The following is a 22,054-nucleotide window of genomic DNA, read 5'->3' on the forward strand; positions in this document are numbered from 1 at the left end:
CGGTCAGGTTGATATCAAATCCAGTCTTGCGGCATTTTGCTGCCGGAGCTGTCAGATACAGCGCCAGTGCAGTGCAAACTTGCCAGGCTGGCCTTGCGTCATGCCGCAAAAGCTACCAGCAGGCTTGCGGCGTCAGGGTTTCAATGAGCTTCCACTGGGCGGCAAAGGCCTTTTGCGAACTGCGCGATTCTGCATAGCAGCGGGCCTCGCGCTTCATGGCAAACAGCATGGCCTCATCGCTTGCCAGAGCCACCATGGCCGAGGCATAGGCCTCTGCCGTTTCCTGCCGCACAACTATGCCGCTTTTATCCGGCACCACGTTTTCTCTGGGGCCGCCCTGCCCGCTCACCACCACTGCCAACCCCGCAGCCTGCGCCTCCAGCACAACCTTGCCATACGTATCTGTGGTTGAAGGGAAAACAAAGATGTCGGCTTCTTCATAGGCCTGTACAAGCGCAGCACCGCTCAGATAACCCGTAAAGGTCACGGGCATGTCCGCAGCCTGCGCCTGCAGTTCCCCCGCCTGCGGGCCGTCGCCCACAATGGTCATCTGCGCGCCGGGGATATGCTCCAGCACCATCCTGAAGGCATCCACAAGACGGTTGACGCTTTTTTCTCTTGAGAGCCGCCCCACATACAAAAAACGTGTACCCTGAGCACTTTCCCGCCCGCTGTTGCACCAGGCGGGCGTGTAGCGCGAGGCGTCCACCCCACGGGGATAGAGGCGGATTTTTTCCTCTGGCAGACCGTGGGAGATCAGTTCCTTCATGGTAGCAGCCGAAGGCGCAAAGACCACATCCATCTGGTTATAGTACCAGTACACATACCGCCATGTGGCTTCCTCCAGCGATGTGTCGCCCGTCAGCTCCAAAATGTACTGCGGAAATGCCGTGTGATAGGTGGCGTGGATGGGCAGCTTGAGCATTTTTGCCGTCAGCAGGGCCGCGAGCCCCATGGGGCCGGGCGTTGCGGAGTGCAGCAGGGTGTAACCACTCTCATAGCAGTGCTGCACAATTTTAAGTGCGGGCGGATAGTGCAACGTCAGCTCGGGATATTCAGGGATGGAAAAACTGCCCGTGGGGTTGAAATTTATGGGGCCAAGCCCATCGGAGTGACTGCTTGTCACATTTTCTGCCCGAACGCAGGTGAGGATATCCATTTTCTTGCCCTGCTCCCGCGCCAGGGGCAGCATGGATTGCAGGGTTTTGGCAACGCCGTTCACCTCAAGATAGGTATCTGTAAAGTGGGCAATGGCGGCCCTGTCCGCCGTGTCGGATCTGGCGTCCCTAGGCCGAAAACGGCGCAGGCATTCGCGCGTAAACATTTTATCCTGCGCAAAAAGCGAATAGCCAATGCCATAAGGGGCAAGCATGGCGTAGAGCGATCCCATAGCTCCCACCAGCTTGAACACATTGAAAAAATTTCCCTTGAGCACATCGGACAAAACAGAATTGGCGCAGGCAAGCTGCACATTTTCCGCCACATCGCCCACAAAACGGGCCAGCAACGCCTCACGCCGGGGCATGCGCTCCTGCGGCACAATGACGTTGACGCTGTCCGCCGCCACGGCAAGCTCCGGAGATTGGGCAATGGCCCTGCCAGCCGCCTCAAGCATGTTTTCCTGCATGCTTTTCTCAGAGCGGGACACCCATCTGCCGCAGTTGAGCAAAAATCCGCCAATGGACATGACGCGCGTCTTGATGTTGCGGGTGCGCGTGTCTGGCTTGCCCGTAAGCATGTTTTCAGCAAAGCGCAGCACTGTGCTGTTGTTGATATCCTGCGCGAGCCCCGTGGAATTTTTATAGAACTGGTAGCCGATGGCATACAGATTATGGGCAAAGCCCAGCGGCGTTGCAGGTATGACCCGGGGCGTGGTGCCCCCCGCCATGACAGCCCGTAGCAAGGCCGAAGCCGGAGCGTGGCCCGAGCAGCCCAGTTCCGCGCGGGGGACTTCTATCACGGTGGAACTTCTGGCGATATTGCAGGAGGAATGGTCGTCAGACCCGGCCACAAAGCTCTTGCGCCAGGGCTGAGCAACAAGCGCGTCAAGACCGTGCTTTTCTTCCATTCTGGCTGTGGATTCCGGGGTCAGGTCGGCCACAATCTGGCGCAGCGCGTCATTCTGCACATTATTGCGCGCACCGTTAAGTTCAAAAACTGAAAACAGCAGTATGAGCTGCTCCACATGGCCCAGGGTCAACCGGTTATTGGCCGCGCACAGGGGATGCGCGCAGGCATGGGCAATGCCCTGCCCCATCAGGTAGGGAACAAGCTCAAAGATGTTGCCCCTGAGCTGGGTTATCTCCCGGTGCTGCGATTCCGTGATATCCCAGGCGAGCACGTGAATCTCGCACTTGTCCTCAGGAAAGTAGGCCGAAATTTCTTCGCTGATGAAGGTCTGCGACAAATGGGCGATTTCCAGCGCGCCAGCAATGGTGTCGTGATCTGTAATCGTAACGTAGTCCATGCCCCTGGCTCTGGCGATGTCGTAAATCTTGCGGGGAGGTGTGTAACTTTCGCCGCAGCCGATCTTTTGCAGAATCCACTGCGAGGGGCAGGTTGAATGGCGGGAATGGACGTGCAGATCTACGCAGAACGAGGCATTGAACGGGCTGGAATCACTCTGCTTTCCGTCTGGGCTTGGGAACATGCGGCTTCCTCCTGAATGTGCTGTGGCCATTCGCGATTCCGCCATCATCACGCCGTCAGCAACTACGTTGCCGTAACGGCGCGACACATCCGCCGTTTACAGCGTTGCCTGAAATGATGCGGATGCGTACTGGGTATTGCATGCCCTGCACTATAGAAAAAATCCAGAGGGCTTGTGTGCTGGCAGCGTGAAGGTTATCGGGCTTTTGTGCGATGCCTTAACGTTGCTAACAGGCTGAAATCAAATCCTTAAACCGACACGTACCATTTAACTGTAACAATCAGCGCTTAAACGACGGCGCTTTGCGGCTGACCTCAGTCCACAAGTCCTTGCAAACGCAAAAAGGAAGGCGAAAGCCTTCCTTTTTGCGCCAGCCCAGTTATGATTCCAGGTAAAAAAGACCAGCGGGGCTGAACTGCAAGGCGCAAGGGCGCGGGCTTAACAACACTCCTGAGCGGGAGTACGCGCCGAGGGGCAGTTACAGCGTCTTTCCAGCAGATGAAAAAACAGGCCTGCCAAGGCAAAAGCGCCGCCCGTGAGCATGACGCCGGGCCAGCGATATGCCGCCCAGGCCTGGCTGGCCGCAGCCGAACCCAGCGACCCACCCAGAAAAAATACCGTCATGTAAATGGTGTTCACTCTGCCGCGCGCCGATTCAGACAAGCCCAGAATGAGCGACTGATTGGACACCTGCGCAATGGACACGCCGAAGTCAAGCACAATAACCCCCAGCACAAGGGCGGTCATGCCGCTGAAGCTCATGATGCCGAAAGCCGCGATGCTTGTGAGCGCGCCGATCAACACGCCGCACCTGACGCCAAAGCGGTCTGTCAGCCTGCCCCCGGCCTGCGCTGCCAGCACGCCCACCAGCCCCACAATCCCGAACGAACCCGCCACGCTTGCGCCAAGCCCATAAGCCGGGCCTTGCAGATACAGCGCAAGCACTGACCAGAAGGCGCTGAAAGCCCCGAACACACAAGCCTGAATAATGGAGGCATAGCGCAGCGCACGGTAATCCCGCAAAAGTTGCAGCATGGAGACCAGTAACCGCCCGTAGGGCAAGCTCGACTTGCGCGGCAGATCAGGCAAGCGCCATGCAAGCAGCGCGCTCAGCAGCACGGCAAAGGCGCAAGCCAGCCAGAAAGCCTCGCGCCAGCCCAGCCACTGGCCCACCGCGCCAGACACCACACGTGCCAGCAATATGCCGCACAAAACACCGCTGAAGGCAATGCCAACGGCCTTGCCGCGCTCGCCTTCCCTGGCAAGGTCAGCGGCCATGGGAACCACCATCTGCGTAATGGTGGCTGCCACCCCCATACCAGCCGAGGCCGCCATGAGCACCGCCATCCCCGGCGCCAGAGCCGCAAGAGCTGCGGAAACCACCAGCAGCGCGCAGAGCGTCAGAACCAGTTTTTTTCTGTTCAGCGTGTCGCACAGGGGCACAAGAAACAGAAGCCCAAGGGTGTAGCCCATCTGGGTGATGGTGGCCACAAGGCCCACATGGTCGCCGCCCTTGAGTTCCCCGGCGATCAGCCCCAGCACTGGCTGGTTGTAATAGATGTTGGCTACGGCCAATCCTGCGGCCAGAGCCAGCAGGTATATAAGCGACCCGTTCTGCTGCGGGGCTGTGGTTTCCGTCTTCATAGCATGTTCCTTTATATCTGCTTGCGAGAGTTGCGCGCGATATGCGCGGCATGTACCCGATATGAAAAATTTGTCGCGAACCTACACCATGCCGCCATTGGCCCGGATGGTCTGCCCGTTGATCCAGCCGCCGTCCCTGCCTGCCAGAAAGGCCGCCACAAAGGCGATATCTTCCGGCTGGGCAAGGCGTTCCAGCGGCGGCAACTTTGCCATTGCCTCGACCTGCCCTTCAGTTTTGCCCTCAAAAAACAGGTCCGTGGCTGTGGGGCCGGGGGCCACAGCGTTGACCGTGATGTCGCGGCCCCGCAGCTCTTTGGAAAAGATGCCGGTCATGGTTTCCACAGCGGACTTTGTAGCCGCATAGACGGCGTATCCCGGCAGGGCAAGACGGTTGACGCTGGTGGAAAGATTGATAATGCGCCCGCCTTCCTGCATGCGGGCCGCAGCCAGCCGCAGCATATTGAACACGCCCTTGATATTGGTGCTCACGATGCGGTCAAACAGCGTATCGTCCGTCTGCGCCAGCGGCACCATGCCGGGCTGCATCAGCCCTGCGTTGTTTACAAGCACCCTCACAGTGCCGAACGCGCCTTCGCAGGCAGAGAACAAGTCTGCCGCCTGCTCGGGAACCGTCACATCGGCCTTGACGGCAAGGGCGCGGCCTCCCTGGGCGCATATATCAGCCGCCAGGGCCTCGGCCTTGCCCGCACTGCTGGCGTAGTTGACGACAACTGCCAGGCCGTCCCCAGCCAGCCGCCGGGCAATGGCCGCGCCAATGCCGCGCGCCGCGCCGGTAACAATGGCCGCATTGGGTGATGAAGTCTGCATGGTCATGTGTGCCTCCACTTGGTTTGCTTTGTTGAAAGCACAATGCTGCTTGAGGCGGATAATTGGTAGACGCATGGCATTCATATTGGTTATACGGATTACGTATGACAATATTTTCAAATCTGGCCCTGTTGCGTAGTTTTGTAAGCATTGCCGAAAGCGGCAGCATCTCGGCGGCGGCCCGCAACATGGGCCTTACCCAGCCAACCCTCAGCCGCCAGCTTGCGCAGATTGAGGCCGAATGCGGCACCGTGTTGCTGCGGCGCGATACACACCGCATGCACCTCACAGACATGGGCGCAAAGGTGCTCACCGATGCCCGCGCCATGCTGAACATGGCTGAAGAATGCGAACGCCGCCTGCGTGTGGATCAGACCGCCCTCATGGGGCATATCCGCTTTTTCTCCACCATCGACTTCGGGCAGAGCGTGGTCAGCAAGTTTCTGGCCCGATTCATGCTGCAAAATCCTGCCATCACCGTTGATCTGGTGTACTCAAACAGGCCCTTGCACATGCTTGAAGAAGGCTGCGACGCCGGCGTGGTAGCCGGCAGCGTTGCCGATGAAACGGTTATCGCCAGACCATTGGGCATGATACGCAGGTATCCAGTTGCAGCGCCCGTATTTCTTGAGGGCAGGCAACTGCCTGAAACACCGGGCGACATTGCAGCCTGGCCCTGGCTCACGCTGGGCACAGAAGTTTTTGGCGGCGCGCGCAACATCACCCTTTTTACTGAATCAGGCGAGGAGCAAACCCTGCATGTAAACCCCGTGCTGACGGCAGAGGGCGTTACCGCCTTGCGCGAAGCGGCCCTGCTGGGACTTGGGGTGTCCCCCCTGCCGGGCTGGCTGGTGACGGAAGACCTCGCTGCGGGGCGGCTGGTGCGCCTGTTGCCTCAATGGCGCGCGCGTGAACTGCCCGCCCATGTGGTTTACCCGGTACAAAAAGGTTTGCCCCTGCGTGTGCGAGCCTTGGTGGATTTTATGACAGAAAACGTAAAGGAGCTGCTGGCGCGGCCTTGCGTGTGCCCATGCACAGGCAACAATAAGCAAAGCAAGGGCTAGGCCGCGGCAAATGGTGTGCCGACAGCCCAGAAGCGTTAAAACGGTTCCAGATGGAGGGGATTGGAAGGGAAAGGTGACCTAACACAACAAACCCACAAAAAAATCCTGCCCTCCCCAAGCGGGATGCGGCAGGAAAGCGTTACAAGAATCGTCACGAGAAAAAATGTCTTACACGGTGCTGGTTTTCACTCTGTTGCGCCCGGAATTTTTGGCCTCGTAAAGCGCCTTATCGGCGGCTTCAAGGATTTTAGCCGCAAGCTGGGAAGGCGACACCTTTTCAAACTGGCTCTGCACTGTGGCCACCCCCGCACTTATGGTCACATAGTTGCGATCGCTGCCCGCGTGGGGCGTTTTGAGATCACACACCGCTGTCCGCAAAGTTTCGCATACCTCATGGGCATTGCGGTCATCGCATTCAGGCAGCACCACGGCAAACTCCTCGCCGCCATAGCGAAACAGCTCGCCCCCCATATCTTCCAACGAATCCTTCATGGTTCTGGCGACCTGTGCCAGACATTCGTCGCCCGCCAGATGCCCATACTTGTCGTTATAAAACTTGAAAAAGTCGATATCTATGAGGATCACTGAAAGGTTGCCCGCGCGGCGGTTGCACACGGCAGCCTCCCTGCGCAGGATGGCGTCAAAAAATCTTCTGTTATACGCGCCCGTGAGGTGGTCGTGAATGGACATATGGCGCAGGCGCTCGTTGGCTTCCTTGAGTTTGCGTTCCAGCGTTTTGCGCTCTGTAATATCAAAATACGCCAGCGAAAGCGCGGTTATGGTACCTGAGGCATTGCGAACAGGCGTGACGGAAACAGCGTAATCCCTGTTGTCGATGCTTACTTCATGGTCAGAAACCCGCCCACCCGTATCAAGATTGCAAAAATCACTCTGGATGTTTGCTTCCAGCTCCGGGTGCAACAAAGAAATATGCGCGCCGCTTGTGTCAAACAATGACCGCCCGGAGAGCTGCACATGGTGCTCGTTGGCAGAAATAAGCACACCGTTGCGGTCAACAACGCACATGGCAATGGGAGCGGTGGCGTAGATGGTATCCAGATCAATGGATGTGGAAATTCCCGCAGAATACAGGGCAATGTTGGCAATAACCCGCTCTACGCCTTTAAATCCCATCAGGCCGTAACCATCATCAAACAGAGGCTCTCCACTCATTTCCAGCAGAAACAGCACCCCATCGCTTTTCCGCACATAATGGCCGATCACGTTTGAAAAGGCGCGAGGCTCGCCATATTCATCCATGAGGGTTTCCAGGGCCATCTGCTGGTCAGCGGGGTCCATGCCGAAAAACAAGGACTGCCCTTTTACCGTTGGAATGCCAAGAATTGCGGACTTGAAGGGGACATCGTCGCAATAACACAAATCTGGCCCGGCTACCCATTCCCAGGACTGATGATTACTACTACGCTGCATTGGCGACTCGGGATTTACCCAAAAAAGAAAAGAGATTTTGACAATGGTCTGCTGGCTGGCAGGCCCATCCAAACTTGGGGGATATCTCTATACCGATTTTTTCCGCTCAGGTACAGATGTTTTAGGCCACACTTTATTTATACGATTTCATATATATTCAATATGTTTTTATTAAAAAAATAATATTTATGCGAAAAATTACTGTATTTTGAGCATTAATACAGATATATACTAACAAATCAAGAACTTTATACGCAATATTTATTTAAAAATATTCTATTTCATTTATTAGCTACACACAATTATTATAATTACGTGTGATGATAAATTATTATTGCAGTATATTATCTACAGCACTTGCCCAAGCGGTAAAAATATAATGCATGGCATATCTATCAACCCCGTGTCGTATTGATACCAACGTGCGGCAATCCCCAAAAATTTCATAGCCCTGAATGCACTGTGCGGCCCACATGCCTCATTGCCTCCGGCCTTCGCCCCATCCTGCCCAATGACTTCGCAAAAAAACAGGGCGGCACAGCGAAGTACGCCATGCCGCCCGCAGACAGACAAAACCCATCAGCTGAATCGCATAGAAAAGGGATCAGGCCAGATCAGCCATATGCTGCGCCTGATCAGCGCGAACGTTACAAAACCGCGTCGCAAAAACTCTTTATCTAGGTGCGGCTTCTGGGCAACAGCAGATTGAGCAGAACGCCCGTAACCGCCGCAAGGCCGATGCCGCCAAGCTTGAACGAACCGATGCTGAACTGCATGCCACCCACGCCAAAGATGATGATAAGCGCGACAATGATCATGTTGCGCGGCTCCATCAGATCCTTGCCAGCCCGCACCAGAGTGTTCAGGCCCACAACCATGATCGCGCCGAACAGCAGAATCATGATGCCGCCCATGACAGGCACGGGAATGGAGCCAAGGAACGCGCCGATTTTGGCCACAAACGACAGCAAAATTGAACACATGGCAGCCCAGGTCATCACGGCGGGGTTGAACACCCGCGTAAGGCTCACCGCACCGATAACCTCGGCATAGGTGGTGCAGGGCGGGCCGCCCACAAAACCGGCAGCCATGGTGGCAACGCCATCGCCAAACATGGTGGCGTGGACGCCGGGGTCTTTCAGGTAATCGCGCCCGGTAATGGAGCTGATGGCGACAACATCGCCAAAGTGCTCAATGGCCGGAGCAAGTGTAATAGGCATGATAAACAGTATGGGTTCCCAGGCGAACTCGGGGAAGGTAAACGAGGGCATCTGCAACCACGGGGTTGCGGCAACCTTTGTCCAATCGCCCACGCCGAAAAACATCGAAACAATAAAGCCCGCCGCAATGCCGCACAAAATGGGCATAAGCCGCAAAAAGCCCTTGCCCATGAGCGACACCAGCACGGTAACGGCCAGCGACGTCATGGAAATCCACAGGGCCGTGTTTTCAGGCACCAGCACAACCGCGCCATCGCCTGTTCTGCCCAGGGCCATGTGCACCGCCACCGGGGCCAGGATAAGGCCGATAACCATAATAACCGGGCCGGTCACAATGGGCGGCAGCACACGCAGCACCACATCCGTGCCGCGCCAGCGGATAAGCCCGCTCAAAAGAAAATATACCAGACCGGAGCAAACAAGCCCGCCAAGGGTTTGCGCCATGCCCCAGGTCTGAACGCCGTAAATGATGGGCGCAATAAAGGCAAAGGACGAAGCAAGAAAAATGGGTACCTTGCCTCGTGTGCAGACCTGAAACAGCAAGGTGCCCACACCAGCGGTGAAAAGAGCCACGTTGCTGTCAAGCCCGGTCAACAGGGGAACAAGAACCAGAGCGCCAAAGGCCACAAAGAGCATCTGCGCGCCTATAAGACAATCCCTGAAGCGAAAATTATAGTCAGTGGGTGCAATCTCGCGCCGCGTACTGGCTGTGCTCATGGGGCCCCTCGCTACTTGGTTCCGAAGATACGGTCGCCGGCATCGCCGAGACCAGGAATGATATAGCCGTTTTCGTTCAGATGATCGTCAATGGCGGCGGTGTAGATATCCACATCCGGATGGGCGGCCTTGACCTTGGCAATCCCTTCGGGCGCGCACACAAGGTTGAGACTGCAAATCTGTTTGCAACCGTGGCGCTTCAGCAGGCTGATGGCGGCAATAAGGGAGCCGCCGGTTGCCAGCATGGGGTCGAGGATGATGGCAAGCCGCTGATCCATATCGGTAGCAAGCTTCACGTAATATTCAACAGGTTCAAGGGTTTCCTCGTTGCGGTACAGGCCCACGACGCTGATCTTGGCGCCGGGGATCATGTCCAGCACGCCGTCCATGAGGCCAAGGCCAGCGCGAAGAATGGGAACAACCGTCACCATCTTGCCGGAAATGGCTTCAATTTCCACCGGCCCGGCCCAGCCTTCAACCGTGTGCTTTTCTGTACGAAAGCCCTTGGTGGCTTCGTAAATGAGCAGACGCGCAATCTCGTTGGAAACAGAACGAAATTCGCGCGTGGAGGTGGCCCCCATGCGCAAAATGCCCAACTTGTGGCGCACAAGAGGATGATCAACGACATAAACGGCCATAAAGCCTCCTTAGCTATGCATAACTGACTGAGTGGAAAAAATTAAAACCGGACTACGCTATTCTTAATGACGACTCGTGTCAATGATACTTGCGGACAGCCTTATTGCCCTGACTGCGCGGCATGCGCTAGTGTTTTGAAGCTTTGCACAGGGCAAAACCGTGCCGGATTCCCTGCCCTGCCGCACCTTAAACATCCTCACATGGAGGCCACGCCATGCCCGCCACAGTTTATTATGCAGATATGCACTGCAGGTCGCACGAGGACAGCAAAATCGCCAAGGTAGCGCGCCTCTGCGATGCGCTCAATCTGAAAAAAATCATCAAGAAAAAAGAACTTACCGCCATCAAGCTGCACTTTGGCGAATATGGCAACGACACGCACCTCAACCCAACTCTGGTGCGCCAGGTAGTAAACAAGATCATGGAAGCAGGCGGCAAACCATTTCTGACGGATACAACAACCCTGTATTCCGGCAGCCGCCACAATGCCGTTGACCACATGCAAACAGCATACGCCCATGGCTTCGCGCCTTCGGTGGTGCACGCCCCCATCATTCTAGCCGATGGCTTGTATGGGGAAAATGACGTACCCGTGCGCATCAACGCCAAGCATTTCAAAGACGTGCATATCGCTACCGAGATACGGCGCGCTCCGGCAATGGTGGTGCTGTCGCACTTTAAAGGGCATGAAATGGCTGGATTTGGCGGCGCGATCAAGAATCTTGCCATGGGCGGCGCTGCCGTACGCGGCAAAAAAGAGCAACACGCCACCCACGTATCTGTCAGTGAAAAAAAATGCGTTGGCTGCGCCAAGTGCGTCAAGGTGTGCCCGCAGCATGCGCTCAGTATGAAAAACAAAAAGAGCGTTGTTGACATTGAAAAATGCATCGGCTGCTTTGAATGCATTACTGTTTGCCCAGAAAAAGCCATCAGCATTGATTGGGAAACAGAAATGCAGCCATTTATAGAGCGCATGACAGAATACGCTTATGGCGCTGTAAAAGGCCGCAAAAAGAGCGTTTGCTACATCAACTTTGTACTCAACGTAACTCCTGACTGCGACTGCACACCCTGGAGCGATATGCCGCTGGTGCCGGATGTGGGCATTCTGGCCTCTACCGACCCGGTCGCCTTGGATCAGGCCTGTTTTGACCTTGTTTCAAAAGCCCCCTCCATCGGGCAGGAGGCTTCGGCCCAACCCGTTGCAGACAAGTTCGCTGCCCGCTGGCCGCACACCTGCGGGCAGGTACAACTCAGCTATGGCGAATCGCTGGGTCTGGGAAACCGCGAATACAAGCTCAAAAAAATCTAGCACTCTGCGCATTACAACATCAGGGCACATTGCTCCCCGGTCAGGTGCCTTGGTGTTGCGATGCGTAGTTGCTGACCAGCATTCTCACTGCCTGCCCTGCCGTGAGTTATGGGCATGAGCAGATGGCGGGGAGCCTCCAGAAGACTGCGTCACAAAATTGTCACAAAATTGTAATATTTTTGTCATAATAATGAGAATTACGTGTGTTATGATTAAATATTTTTCATACTATCAGTATCTATAAATCAATTTACAATTTATTTTCAAACAAAAAAATAATTTTTTATTGCAAAAAAAATTTTGGGCAACCATTTTTCTAAAAAAATTCATAATATTATTATTTTTACTATTTAAAACTTTAATATTTAATAAATTTCAAATAGTATTTTAATATTTTATTTTACTTTTATTTTAAAAAAAAATTCATTCTAACAAATTAACTGTAGTAGTCGGCATGTTTTCAGCAAAAGCGGCGAAATTTCAGCTTTCTACATTTTTGTTGAAAACAATCATTTCGGCGTGGATTCAGGATATAAGAGCTTCTTCAACTTTTTTTTGCAAATAACAGTTGAATTTTAGGTAGATCGTCACTTAAGTTTGCCTCAGCTTTTGACCCGTCAGAGTCTGACGCACCCGAGCGTATTGGGAAACGTGGGCGCGTCGGCTGGTCATAATTGCCCCCCTGCTGTGGACAGGGATAAGTTTTCATTGTCAAACGGCATCTAAGTTTTACTAGCGAGGAGGTTTACAGGATGAAACGTATCGTAGCATTGCTTGTTGCTCTGGGCCTTGTTTGCGGCATGACCCTTGGCTTTGCCCAGGCTGCTGAAGCCAAAACCATCATCAAGATGGCGGGCATGAAGCCCGAGGGCGAGCCGGAAACCATCGGCATGCACCTTTTCGGCAAGTATCTTGCCGAACTTTCCAATGGCAAATATGAGGTGCAGGTCTTCCCCAACAGCCAGCTTGGCAAGGAAGACGCCTACATTGCCGCCACCCGCAAGGGCATCATCCAGATGTGCGCCACCGGTACGCAGACCTCTGCCCTGCACCCCGCCATGGCCATGCTTGAAACGCCCATGCTCTTCGACGATCTGGATCACGCCCGCCGCGCCATGGAAGGCAAGACTTTTGACCTCATCAACGAAGGCTTCACCGAAAAGTCCGGCCTGCGCACCATGAACGCCTTTCCCTTGGGCTTCCGCCACTTCTACACCAAGAAGCCCATCGTCACGGTGGAAGACATAAAGGGCCTGCGCATGCGCGTGCCCAACATTCCCCTGTACACCAACTTTGCCAAGGAATGCGGCATCAGCGGCCAGCCCATGCCCTTTGCCGAAGTGCCCGGCGCGCTTGACCAGGGCGTTATCGACGGCGGCGACAGCCCCCTGGCCGACATCGTCAGCCTCAAGATGTATGAGATCACGCCCCAGATCACCCTTACCGGCCACATCCTCGTGATCCACTCCCTCTATATCAACGACAAGTTCTATCAGTCGCTGCCCGCCGAGGACAAAAAGTGGTTTGACGAAGCTGCCAAGCGCTCCGCCGATGACGTGTGGGTCATGGTTAAGGAAGGCGACGAAAAAGCCAAGGAAACCATCCTTGCCAACAAGGGCAGCATCAATACCCCCAGCAAGGAATTCCACGATTACATGGCTGAAGCCGGCAAGCGCAGCTGGAAGCTCTTTTACGACACGGTGCCCAACTGCCAGGCCATTCTGGACAGCGCCGCCAGCTACCGCGAATCCAAATAATTGTTCCCCGCTTTACAGGCCGGAAAAGTATAGGCTTTTCCGGCCTGTGCAGTTCATGGACAAAACCCCCGCATCCTTTTTGGGCCGCGGGGGTTGCAACAATTCTTCACGCAGCCATCTGCGGCGGCACAAACAGGCTTGCTGACATCAGCATGGCACTGCGTAGCCAGCGATTGGGGCAGCGTTTTCCAGAGGTTCGTTATGAGCGACGACATTTCCAAAAATTTTCCGCCTGACCATGCGCCGGGCGTCCATGCCCTGCTTGAGCCGGAACAGGAACCCAAGCACGAAACCATGGGGCAATTGCTGTTTGAAGTATTTTGCGCCGTCATCTTTCTGGGCATGATCGGTCTTGTGTTTTACAATGCCCTGCTGCGCTACATCTTTTCTTCGAGCTACCCGCCGAGCGAAGAATGGGCACGCTTTCTCTTTATGTACATCACCTTTTTCGGCGCTATTGAAGCCTTTATCTGCAAGAAGCACATTGCAGTCGACCTGCTTGTGACCACACTGGAAGGCACCAAGCGTAAGTCTGTGGATGTACTGGCTTCAGTATGCAGCCTTTTTGCCCTGGGTCTGCTGTTTTACGGCGGCGTGGTCAACGTGCTGCAAACGCTTGATACCTACTCTGTGGCGACCAACGTCAACATGGCCTTTATCAACGGCACCCTGCCCGTCATGGCCCTTGTTGGTTTTGTTGTAGAACTGCGCTCTCTCGCGAGCCTGGTTCGCAGACCCGCATCCACCTTCCAAAAGGGCTAGGAGAGAAGAATGGAACTCTTTATTTTCCTCGGCTCCCTCTTCTTCTTCATGCTCATTGGCGTTCCTCTGGCCATTGTGCTTGTGTTGTGCTCCATTGTGCTCATGTGGCACTCGGGCATGTGGGATGCCATGATTATTCCCGGCAGCATGCTGGACGGCGCCAACAACTACCCCTTGATGGCCATTCCCTTCTTTGTGTTCGCCGGTGAAATCATGGCGGAGGGCGGCCTTTCCAAACGCGTGGTGCAGCTTGCCCAGCTCATGATTGGCCGGGTGCGCGGCGGCCTTGGCTATGCGGCCATTATCGCCAGTATCATCTTTGCTGGCCTGATGGGCAGCTCAGTGGGTGAAGCCGCCGCTCTTGGCGGCCTGCTGCTGCCCATGATGAAGCAGGTGGGTTACCACCCTGGCCGCGCGGGCGCTGTTATCGCCTCCGGCGCCATCCTTGGCCCCATCATCCCGCCCAGCACCAACTTCATTCTGCTTGGCGCTACGGTCAGCGGACTTTCCATCACCAAGCTGTTCATGATCGGCCTGGTGCCCGGTATCATGATCGGTCTGGCCCTCATGGTGGTGTGGTTCTTTGTGGTGCGCAAGGATGGCTATAACGAAACCATCCGCTTCACCAAGAAAGAAGCCATCAAGATTCTTATCGACTCCACGCCTGCCTTCATGATGCCGGTGCTGCTGCTTGGCGGCATTCGCTTTGGTGTTTTCACACCTACTGAAGGCGGCGCGTTTGCAGCCATCTACGCCATTTTGGTGTGCGTGCTGTACTACCGCGAGCTTTCCTTCCGCGATCTGCTGCGGGTGAGCGCCCGTGCGGCCCGCACCACCTCGGTGGTCATGCTGATCGTGGCCACGGCTACGGCTGTTGGCTGGTTCATTACCATCGCGCAGATTCCCAACCAGATGACCGCGCTCTTCTCGCCGCTTATTGACAGCCCAATATTGCTGCTCATCAGCATCAATATCTTCCTGTTCCTTATCGGCATGGTCATGGACCTCACGCCCAACATCCTGATCTTTGCGCCAGTGTTCTACCCGCTGATCCAGCAGGCTGGCATCGACCCGTACTACTTCGGCCTGCTCTTTGTGCTCAACCTGGGCATCGGCGTTATTACGCCCCCGGTGGGCACGGTGCTGTACGTGGTGTGCGGCATCGGGCACATCAAGTTTGCCGACCTCATCGTCAAACTTGTGCCTTTTGTGCTTGTGGAAGTGGTCATGCTCTTCCTGCTGCTGTTCTTCCCCAGCCTTTCGATTGTTCCCATGAACTGGCTGATGGGCGGCAATTAGCAACTCATTGCGCATAAATAAAAACCTCCCGGCATACCTGTGGCATGCCGGGAGGTTTTGTTTGACGCCTGCCGGGGCTTACTGCTTAGCCGGCAAGTTGCATCGCAGTTGAGTGCTAGACCACCACAACGGGCTTGATCAGGTCGCGCGGCTTGTCCTTCATCAAGAGCAAGGCGCTTTCAATATTCTCAAATCCCTTGAATCTGTGGGTCAGCAGGGGCGCAACGCTCAACCGCCCGTGAACCAGCAAACTTGCCAGCTTTTCCATGCGCAGCCTGCCGCCGGGCATCAGCCCCCCCGCCACGACCTTGTGGCCCATGCCGCAGCCCCACTCGATGCGCGGGATTTTGATGAAATCGCCGGATCCCAGATAGTTCACGTTGCCGATGCGCCCGCCGGGCTTGAGCACACGTATGACCTCCGCAAAGGTGTCCACATCGCCCCCGGCAATGATGGCCTTGTCCACTCCCTTGCCCTTGGTGCGGTCCATTACCTGGCTGACAATGTCGCCATCGCGGTAATTGATGATGGCTGTTGCGCCGTATTCACGGGCAACCTGTGCGCACAGGGGCCGGGAGCCAACAGCTAAAATTTCGCCAGCGCCGCGCAGGGCAGCACCCGCAACCGCCATCAGGCCCACAGGGCCAATGCCTACCACCAGCACGGAATCACCGTATTGCACGTCTGCGAGTTCCGCGCCATGAAAGCCCGTGGGAACCATATCGCTCAGCATCACGGCCTCGGCAGGATCAATGGAGGGCGGCAGCAAAGCCAGGTTGCCGTCCGCATCGTTAACGTGAAAAAGCTCGCCGAACACGCCGTCCTTGAAATTGGAAAACTTCCAGCCCGCGAGCATGCCACCAGAATGCATGGAATACCCGGCCTGCGCCTCAAGCGAATTCCAGTCTGGCGTAATTGCGGGCACGATGACCTTGTCCCCGGGTTTGAAACAACGCACCAGGGAACCGACTTCCACAACTTTGCCAACCGCCTCGTGTCCCAGAATCATGTCGTGCCGGTCACCCAGCGCGCCCTCCCAAACCGTGTGGACATCTGAAGTGCAAGGAGCTACCGCCACGGGTTGAACAAGGGCATCCAGCGGGCCGCACTGGGGCTTTTCTTTTTCTATCCAGCCGATCTTGTTCAGGCCAAGCATTGCAAAACCTTTCATTTTTCTTCTCCTGTCTTTTGGGTAACTGCGACAGCCAGCACAACTGGTTGTGCATTCACCCTAGAATGTACCGAAGCAGGAGTAAAGTGATTTTTTTCACAAAATAATATTATACAAATATAGTTTATTAACTCCACAATGCGGCCTGCCATCGCCCATACTTTCAGACCGACAGCGCCGATATTGCCGTCATCTGGAGAAGCCACCCAACAAACCCAGCCTTCTGCGAAAATTAACGCATGGTTATTATCTTTAATGCTCTGTCATCATTTTTTTGAACAATTCAAGCTGGATGCATTAAAATACTACCTGGCGATAAAAAATTGTCGTTTTCTTGTAACAAAGGATTTTTATTCAAAGCATAAAGTTATATATACAACGAACGATACGCTAATTAGTATCAATGCGAAAATGCAGCAGGAAATTTTATCTACAGACTGAACCATTAGGCCGATCCAAAGGTTGGCGCAGCTGATTTGCTTCAACAGTAAATGGTACTGGAGGTATGCATGTTCAGGATGTTCACGATCTCGTATCGTATGTTCATGATCTTGATTTTTACTCTGATTATTGTTGGCGGGCTGGTGTACTCCCTGATCCACATCTCCAACTCCGCCACCGAACTTTCCGCCCAGAAAGTGGGCGAAATGTTTTATGAAGGTCAGAAGCAACGCATCCGAGATCTCTCAACCACCATGGCAAACAGCATTGGCGAGCAGATCAGCGGCATTACCGACATAACCAAGCGCAATGCCATTATTGCCAGCGCCATAAAAAAAGCCCGTTACGAAAAAGACAGCTCCGGCTACTTCTTTGTATATGACGGCGGCATTGTTGTTGCTCACGTTTTCCCTGATCTTGTGGGCAAGGATCTTGGCAATTCCGTTGACAAAAACGGCGTCCGCTTCAACGCGGAGCTTGCCAAAAAGGCGGCGGAAGGCGGCGGTTTTGTGACCTTTGTCTTCAACAAGCCCGGCGGCGGCACCCAGTCAAAAATCGCCTATGGCGCACAGGTGCCCGGCACGAGCCTGTGGGTCGGCGCTGGCGTCTACATCGACAATGTGGAACAGGTCAAAAATGAAATCGCGGGCCAGATCAGCGATGCCATTTTTGCCAATCTCAAAAAAATCCTCATCGCGGTGGCCTGCTGCGTTGTGCTTTTATACATTCCGTTCATGCTGCTGATTACCCGCTCCATCCTGCTGCCCATCAAGGACGCGCGTGAGGCTGCACAGCGCATATCCAACGGCGACATGGACGTTAACATCACAGCGACTGGCAAGGACGAAATTACGGTTCTTGAACGCTGCATGTCCGAAATGACCGCCAACGTAAAAAAATCACTGGCAATCTCTGAAGAAAAAACCCGCGAGGCTGAACAGAGCGCGGCAAAGGCCCTCGAAGCCGTTGCCGAGGCCGAACGCCTGACTGAGGAAGCGCACCGCGCCCGCAGCGAAGGCATGTTGAGCGCCGCCAAGCATCTGGAACAGGTGGTGACGGCCATAACCAGTATTTCGACAGAAATTTCCGGCAATATCGAACAGGCCGAGCAAGGGGCCACCACGCAGGCCGCGCGCACCACAGAAGCCGCCACTGCGGTTGAACAGATGAACTGCACGGTCATAGAGGTTGCCAAAAACGCCTCGGCCACAGCGGATCTTTCCACCAGCATGCGCCAGCGCGCTGCGGAAGGCGCGGAAGTTGTGTTCCAGTCCGTGCAGGCCATTGGCAATGTGCAAAAGGATGCCCTTGTGCTGAAAGACGAAATGACCAAGCTTGCCGAGCATGCTGGGGCTATTTCGCAAATTATGGGCGTTATTTCCGACATTGCAGACCAGACCAACCTGCTGGCCCTCAACGCCGCCATTGAAGCGGCGCGCGCCGGAGAAGCCGGACGCGGCTTTGCCGTTGTTGCCGATGAAGTGCGCAAACTGGCGGAAAAAACCATGAGCTCCACCAGTGATGTGGGCAATGCCATTGGCGCAATCCAGAAGAGCGTGGATTCCAGCATCCGTCAGGTTGACGTGACTGCTGGCAACGTGGAAAGCGCCACCACACTTTCGCAAAAATCCGGCGAAGCACTGCGCGAAATCGTGGGTATGGTGGATCAGACCGTTGATCAGGTGCGCGGCATCGCCACTTCGTCAGAAGAACAGTCCGCCGCAACCGAATCCATCACGCAAACAGTGACCCAGGTCAGCTCCATCGCGGCAGAAACCGCCACCATCATGCACACATCGGCCCGAGCGGTTGCCGCCCTTGCCGATGAGGCCAAAAAGCTCAACAACATGGTCACTGAACTGAAAAACACCAAATAATGCGGCAAGTTCAGGGCGCTTCACCTTGGTGAAGCGCCCTGCTGCACAGCGCCATCATTCCTCCAGAGTTTGATAAACAAATACACAGCGGCAGCGTGGAAATTTCCGTAACGCTGTTGTGTGAGTACGTTGCCGCCCGCAATTGTCGGGGGCGGGTCTATGGTTTTGCCGCGCAGTCTGCAACTTGTTACAAAATTGGCCCAGCAAGCCAAGAAGCAAACAAAAATGTTCCAGATTGCGCCTGTTAAAAAATTCAATATATTTAAATAGTTTATCTTTCTCTTTGGAACAGATGGTGCATATACATGGCCGGTTTCATTGCCTTTAGCATTTCTGAAAGGAGAATCTGATGTCCATGAATTTTATCTCTCTGGTCAGCCGCAAAACCCTGCCTGTTCTCATGGCATGCGGCCTCTTACTGCCTGCTGCGACAGTCAAGGCGCAGGATGAGCCCCAGTACACTGCGACCATTTCCGCCGCCACCAACCCCCTGAGCACCAGGGGCGTTGTTACCAGCCCCAATTACCTGGCTTCGCAGGCCGGGCTGGACGTGCTGCGGCGCGGCGGCACGGCCGTAGACGCGGCCATTGCCACCGCCTCCACCCTTGCGGTTGTGTATCCGCAGATGTGCACCCTGGGCGGAGACAACTTCTGGCTCATTTACAATGCCAAAACCGGCGAGCTGAAGGCGCTTAACGCCAGTGGCCGCTCGGGCGAAATGGCTACCATTGACTTTTATGCCTCCAAAGGGCTGAAAAAAATTCCCTCCCGAGGCTACATTGCGGCCAATACCGTGCCCGGCGTAGTTTCCGGCTGGGATGCGGCCTATGCCTACAGCAAGCAGAGCATGGGCAGCAAGATGAAGTGGAAGGAGCTGCTCGCTTCCGCCACCGATTATGCCGCCAACGGCTTTCCCGTGAGCACCTCGCTGGCTTACTGGAGCAAGATCAATACCAATCCCAATGATTCAGAATTCCGCAACCTGCAACGCTTTGACGCCTTCCGCAAAGCCTATCTGCATGCGGACGGCAGCCCCTACACCGTGGGCCAAGTCATGCGCCTGCCCGATCTGGCAGCCACGTTGAACCAGCTTGCGGACAAAGGCGCGCAGGTCTTCTACAAGGGCGACATCGCCAAGCGTATTGTGGCCGACCTGCAAGCCAACGGCGGTCTGCTGACCCTCAACGACTTTGCCAACCACAAGGCCGATTGGGTTGACCCCATTTCGGTCAATTACCGTGGCTACAAGGCCGTGAACTTCCCGCCCAACACGCAGGGCATGGCCTCCCTTGAAATTCTGAACATCCTCAACAACTTCAACATCAAGGCCATGGGCGAAGGCACGGCGGATTACTACCACGCGCTGATCGAAGCCACCAAGGAAGCCTTTGTCGACCGCGACAAGTACCTCTCTGACCCTGATTTTGTAAAAATTCCGCTCGACTACCTGCTTTCTGCCAAGCATGGCAAGGATCAGGCCGCGCGCATCAGCATGAGCAAGGCTGCCACAAACCTTACGCCCCTTGATCCCAAGGGCGACACCATCTGGCTTGGCGTTGTGGATGCGCAGGGCAACGCGGTTTCGCTTATCCAGAGCATTTATCACGACTTTGGTTCCGGCATCGTGGCGGGCGGCACCGGCGTACTGCTGCAAAACCGGGGCAGCTTCTTCTCCCTTGATCCCAAGCACGTGAACCATCTTGAGCCGCGCAAGCGCACCTTCCACACGCTGAACCCGGCCATGCTGCTCAAGGACGGCAAGCCCTACCTTGTGTACGGCACCATGGGCGGCGAAGGCCAGCCCCAGACCCAGGCCGCCATCGTTACCCGCGTGGTGGACTTTGGCATGACCCCGCAAGAGGCCATTGCCGCTCCCCGCTGGCTTTATGGCCGCACCTGGGGCGCTTCTTCCAACGACCTCAAGCTTGAAGGCCGCATTCCCCAAAAGGTGGCGGACGAACTCAAGCGGCGCGGGCATCCTGTGCGCCTGATTGAAAACTACACCGACACCATGGGCCATGCGGGTGCGATCCTTGTGGATCAGGCCACCGGTGTGCGTCAGGGCGGTACGGATCCGCGCGGCGACGGCGCTGCCGTGGCCTACTAGACTGACGTAAAAACAAGTTTCGGACCCAGCAGCATGTGGGGCCGCAAGCTCTGACACAAAAACACCCGCTCTGGTCTTTCGGCCACAGCGGGTGTTTTTTATTGTCGATAACGGCCAAGCTGGGCTTTATGCCCAGTCTTTATCGGCGTGGCCCAGGTCTTCAAGCACCAGGGTTGGCTGATGCTCCTCCCTGGCAAGATCGGCGCGCGTGGCTTCGCCGCTGAGCACCAGAATGGAATCAATGCCCGCATTGCGCGCAAGCTGCATGTCCGTACTCAGGCGGTCGCCCACCATGACCATTTCTTCCTTGCGGTAGCGCGCCAGCAATGGCGCGAGCACGGCTGGGGCGGGCTTGCCAAAAATGTGCTGCGGCTTTCTGCCCGTGGCCGTGGCGTACAGGCTGATGAAACTGCCCACATCCGGCAGCGGGCCTTCGGGCGAGGGGCATACCAGATCGGGGTGCGTGGCGAGAAAGAGCACCGAACTGTCCTGCAAAAGCACGGCAGAACGGGCAAGCTTGTGGTAGGTGAGCTCCGTATCGTAGGCCAGCACCACGGCCTGCGCGCCTTCTTCCACCAGTTGCAACTCAGGCATGCGCTTGAGCAGATCATGCTGAAAATCGGCATTGCCCACGGGAAAAACGCGCAAAATGCCATTGGCGCGCAAAAAATCCACCAGAGGCGTCACGGGCGAGAGCAGCAGGTCTTCGCGCGCAGCAATCCCCATACCGTTGAGCTTATCCACATAGGTGAGGGGCGATTTGGAAGTATTATTGCTCAGAAAATAAAAATCCAGACTGTTCCAGTGCCGCTGAATAAAGCCCACGGCCCCATCAATGGGGATATGACCGAGGTAGACGGTGCCGTCCATATCAAGCACAACGCAACGCTTTTTTGACCAATCCATATATGCAATCCTCAAGTTTTTTGCTTTCATTATGCGGCATTGCCCACTCTGGCAAGCGCTACCGCAACATTCTCTTGTATTCAATCTTGACGCAACTACACAAATTGATAACCATACGGTATCAACAATCATCCTGAGCATAACCGCAGCAATTATCCAACCGATCCGGCCCTTCAATCTTGTTGCGTAGATGCGCCGTTGTTTTTCGGCCCCGCAGGCGCGGCATCTG

16 protein-coding genes are annotated in these 22,054 nt (G+C 55.4%); 7 read left to right on the plus strand and 9 right to left on the minus strand.

What is annotated here, in order from left to right:
* Window positions 1-112 precede the first annotated feature (112 nt).
* The 3 genes from ACUZ9P_RS13200 to ACUZ9P_RS13210 all read right to left on the minus strand — a co-directional run bounded on the left by ACUZ9P_RS13200 (window position 113) and on the right by ACUZ9P_RS13210 (window position 5,128).
* Window positions 113-2,650: a glycosyltransferase gene (locus ACUZ9P_RS13200; protein WP_449250048.1), complete on the minus strand. Its 2,538-nt coding sequence runs from the start codon at window positions 2,648-2,650 to the stop codon at window positions 113-115.
* A 438-nt stretch (window positions 2,651-3,088) separates the two neighbouring features.
* The gene (locus tag ACUZ9P_RS13205; protein ID WP_449250049.1) at window positions 3,089-4,294 is read right to left on the minus strand and encodes an MFS transporter; all 1,206 of its coding nucleotides are present in this window, start codon (window positions 4,292-4,294) and stop codon (window positions 3,089-3,091) included.
* A gap of 81 nt (window positions 4,295-4,375) precedes the next feature.
* Window positions 4,376-5,128, minus strand: coding sequence for an SDR family oxidoreductase (locus ACUZ9P_RS13210; RefSeq protein WP_449250050.1), 753 nt, complete (start codon window positions 5,126-5,128; stop codon window positions 4,376-4,378).
* A gap of 98 nt (window positions 5,129-5,226) precedes the next feature.
* Between ACUZ9P_RS13210 and ACUZ9P_RS13215 the strand changes: the two genes are divergently transcribed.
* Window positions 5,227-6,186 carry a LysR family transcriptional regulator gene (locus ACUZ9P_RS13215; protein ID WP_449250051.1) on the plus strand — a complete coding sequence of 320 codons (960 nt, stop codon included), beginning with the start codon at window positions 5,227-5,229 and terminating at the stop codon, window positions 6,184-6,186.
* Window positions 6,187-6,354: 168 nt separating this feature from the next.
* Here ACUZ9P_RS13215 and ACUZ9P_RS13220 read toward each other — a convergent pair whose 3' ends face one another.
* The 3 genes from ACUZ9P_RS13220 to upp form a co-directional block, all read right to left on the minus strand.
* Window positions 6,355-7,617, minus strand: a complete 1,263-nt coding sequence (locus ACUZ9P_RS13220) for a diguanylate cyclase (protein WP_449250052.1) — start codon at window positions 7,615-7,617, stop codon at window positions 6,355-6,357.
* Window positions 7,618-8,294: 677 nt separating this feature from the next.
* A complete protein-coding gene (locus ACUZ9P_RS13225) occupies window positions 8,295-9,554 on the minus strand; it encodes a uracil-xanthine permease family protein (protein WP_298993313.1) in 1,260 nt (419 codons plus the stop codon).
* 11 nt (window positions 9,555-9,565) lie between these two features.
* The gene (gene upp, locus ACUZ9P_RS13230; RefSeq protein ID WP_192111981.1) at window positions 9,566-10,192 is read right to left on the minus strand and encodes a uracil phosphoribosyltransferase; all 627 of its coding nucleotides are present in this window, start codon (window positions 10,190-10,192) and stop codon (window positions 9,566-9,568) included.
* 215 nt (window positions 10,193-10,407) lie between these two features.
* Between upp and ACUZ9P_RS13235 the strand changes: the two genes are divergently transcribed.
* The 4 genes from ACUZ9P_RS13235 to ACUZ9P_RS13250 all read left to right on the plus strand — a co-directional run bounded on the left by ACUZ9P_RS13235 (window position 10,408) and on the right by ACUZ9P_RS13250 (window position 15,323).
* Window positions 10,408-11,505, plus strand: a complete 1,098-nt coding sequence (locus tag ACUZ9P_RS13235; RefSeq protein WP_449250053.1) for a DUF362 domain-containing protein — start codon at window positions 10,408-10,410, stop codon at window positions 11,503-11,505.
* Window positions 11,506-12,257: 752 nt separating this feature from the next.
* Complete coding sequence (locus ACUZ9P_RS13240; protein ID WP_449250054.1) at window positions 12,258-13,262, plus strand: TRAP transporter substrate-binding protein; 1,005 nt, start codon at window positions 12,258-12,260, stop codon at window positions 13,260-13,262.
* 201 nt (window positions 13,263-13,463) lie between these two features.
* Window positions 13,464-14,024: a TRAP transporter small permease gene (locus tag ACUZ9P_RS13245; RefSeq protein WP_449250055.1), complete on the plus strand. Its 561-nt coding sequence runs from the start codon at window positions 13,464-13,466 to the stop codon at window positions 14,022-14,024.
* Between the two features lie 9 nt (window positions 14,025-14,033).
* On the plus strand, window positions 14,034-15,323 hold the full coding sequence (locus tag ACUZ9P_RS13250; RefSeq protein WP_449250056.1) for a TRAP transporter large permease: 1,290 nt from the start codon (window positions 14,034-14,036) through the stop codon (window positions 15,321-15,323).
* 115 nt (window positions 15,324-15,438) lie between these two features.
* Here the strand turns inward: ACUZ9P_RS13250 and ACUZ9P_RS13255 are convergent, their stop codons facing one another.
* The gene (locus ACUZ9P_RS13255) at window positions 15,439-16,494 is read right to left on the minus strand and encodes an NAD(P)-dependent alcohol dehydrogenase (protein ID WP_449250057.1); all 1,056 of its coding nucleotides are present in this window, start codon (window positions 16,492-16,494) and stop codon (window positions 15,439-15,441) included.
* Entirely contained in the window at window positions 16,491-16,700 is a 210-nt protein-coding gene (locus ACUZ9P_RS13260; RefSeq protein ID WP_449250058.1) for a hypothetical protein, read from the minus strand. The genes ACUZ9P_RS13255 and ACUZ9P_RS13260 overlap by 4 nt, the downstream gene beginning before the upstream one ends.
* Before the next feature lie 303 nt (window positions 16,701-17,003).
* Between ACUZ9P_RS13260 and ACUZ9P_RS13265 the strand changes: the two genes are divergently transcribed.
* Window positions 17,004-18,812, plus strand: coding sequence for a methyl-accepting chemotaxis protein (locus ACUZ9P_RS13265; RefSeq protein ID WP_449250059.1), 1,809 nt, complete (start codon window positions 17,004-17,006; stop codon window positions 18,810-18,812).
* Between the two features lie 349 nt (window positions 18,813-19,161).
* Window positions 19,162-20,919, plus strand: coding sequence for a gamma-glutamyltransferase (ggt, locus tag ACUZ9P_RS13270; protein WP_449250060.1), 1,758 nt, complete (start codon window positions 19,162-19,164; stop codon window positions 20,917-20,919).
* 126 nt (window positions 20,920-21,045) lie between these two features.
* On the opposite strand, the gene ACUZ9P_RS13275 is transcribed toward ggt, so the two are convergent.
* Window positions 21,046-21,825, minus strand: a complete 780-nt coding sequence (locus tag ACUZ9P_RS13275; RefSeq protein ID WP_449250061.1) for an HAD-IIA family hydrolase — start codon at window positions 21,823-21,825, stop codon at window positions 21,046-21,048.
* Window positions 21,826-22,054: the final 229 nt, after the last annotated feature.

The sequence above is a fragment of the Desulfovibrio intestinivivus genome (genome assembly GCF_053570665.1).

Coding starts and splice junctions, on each gene's coding strand:
- ACUZ9P_RS13235 (WP_449250053.1), top strand. CDS start 10,408: ATGCCCGCCACAGTTTATTATGCAGATATGCACTGCAGGTCGCACGAG.
- ACUZ9P_RS13265 (WP_449250059.1), top strand. CDS start 17,004: ATGTTCAGGATGTTCACGATCTCGTATCGTATGTTCATGATCTTGATT.
- ACUZ9P_RS13245 (WP_449250055.1), top strand. CDS start 13,464: ATGAGCGACGACATTTCCAAAAATTTTCCGCCTGACCATGCGCCGGGC.
- upp (WP_192111981.1), bottom strand. CDS start 10,192: ATGGCCGTTTATGTCGTTGATCATCCTCTTGTGCGCCACAAGTTGGGC.
- ACUZ9P_RS13240 (WP_449250054.1), top strand. CDS start 12,258: ATGAAACGTATCGTAGCATTGCTTGTTGCTCTGGGCCTTGTTTGCGGC.
- ggt (WP_449250060.1), top strand. CDS start 19,162: ATGTCCATGAATTTTATCTCTCTGGTCAGCCGCAAAACCCTGCCTGTT.
- ACUZ9P_RS13205 (WP_449250049.1), bottom strand. CDS start 4,294: ATGAAGACGGAAACCACAGCCCCGCAGCAGAACGGGTCGCTTATATAC.
- ACUZ9P_RS13210 (WP_449250050.1), bottom strand. CDS start 5,128: ATGACCATGCAGACTTCATCACCCAATGCGGCCATTGTTACCGGCGCG.
- ACUZ9P_RS13255 (WP_449250057.1), bottom strand. CDS start 16,494: ATGAAAGGTTTTGCAATGCTTGGCCTGAACAAGATCGGCTGGATAGAA.
- ACUZ9P_RS13250 (WP_449250056.1), top strand. CDS start 14,034: ATGGAACTCTTTATTTTCCTCGGCTCCCTCTTCTTCTTCATGCTCATT.
- ACUZ9P_RS13275 (WP_449250061.1), bottom strand. CDS start 21,825: ATGGATTGGTCAAAAAAGCGTTGCGTTGTGCTTGATATGGACGGCACC.
- ACUZ9P_RS13215 (WP_449250051.1), top strand. CDS start 5,227: ATGACAATATTTTCAAATCTGGCCCTGTTGCGTAGTTTTGTAAGCATT.
- ACUZ9P_RS13220 (WP_449250052.1), bottom strand. CDS start 7,617: ATGCAGCGTAGTAGTAATCATCAGTCCTGGGAATGGGTAGCCGGGCCA.
- ACUZ9P_RS13225 (WP_298993313.1), bottom strand. CDS start 9,554: ATGAGCACAGCCAGTACGCGGCGCGAGATTGCACCCACTGACTATAAT.
- ACUZ9P_RS13200 (WP_449250048.1), bottom strand. CDS start 2,650: ATGTTCCCAAGCCCAGACGGAAAGCAGAGTGATTCCAGCCCGTTCAAT.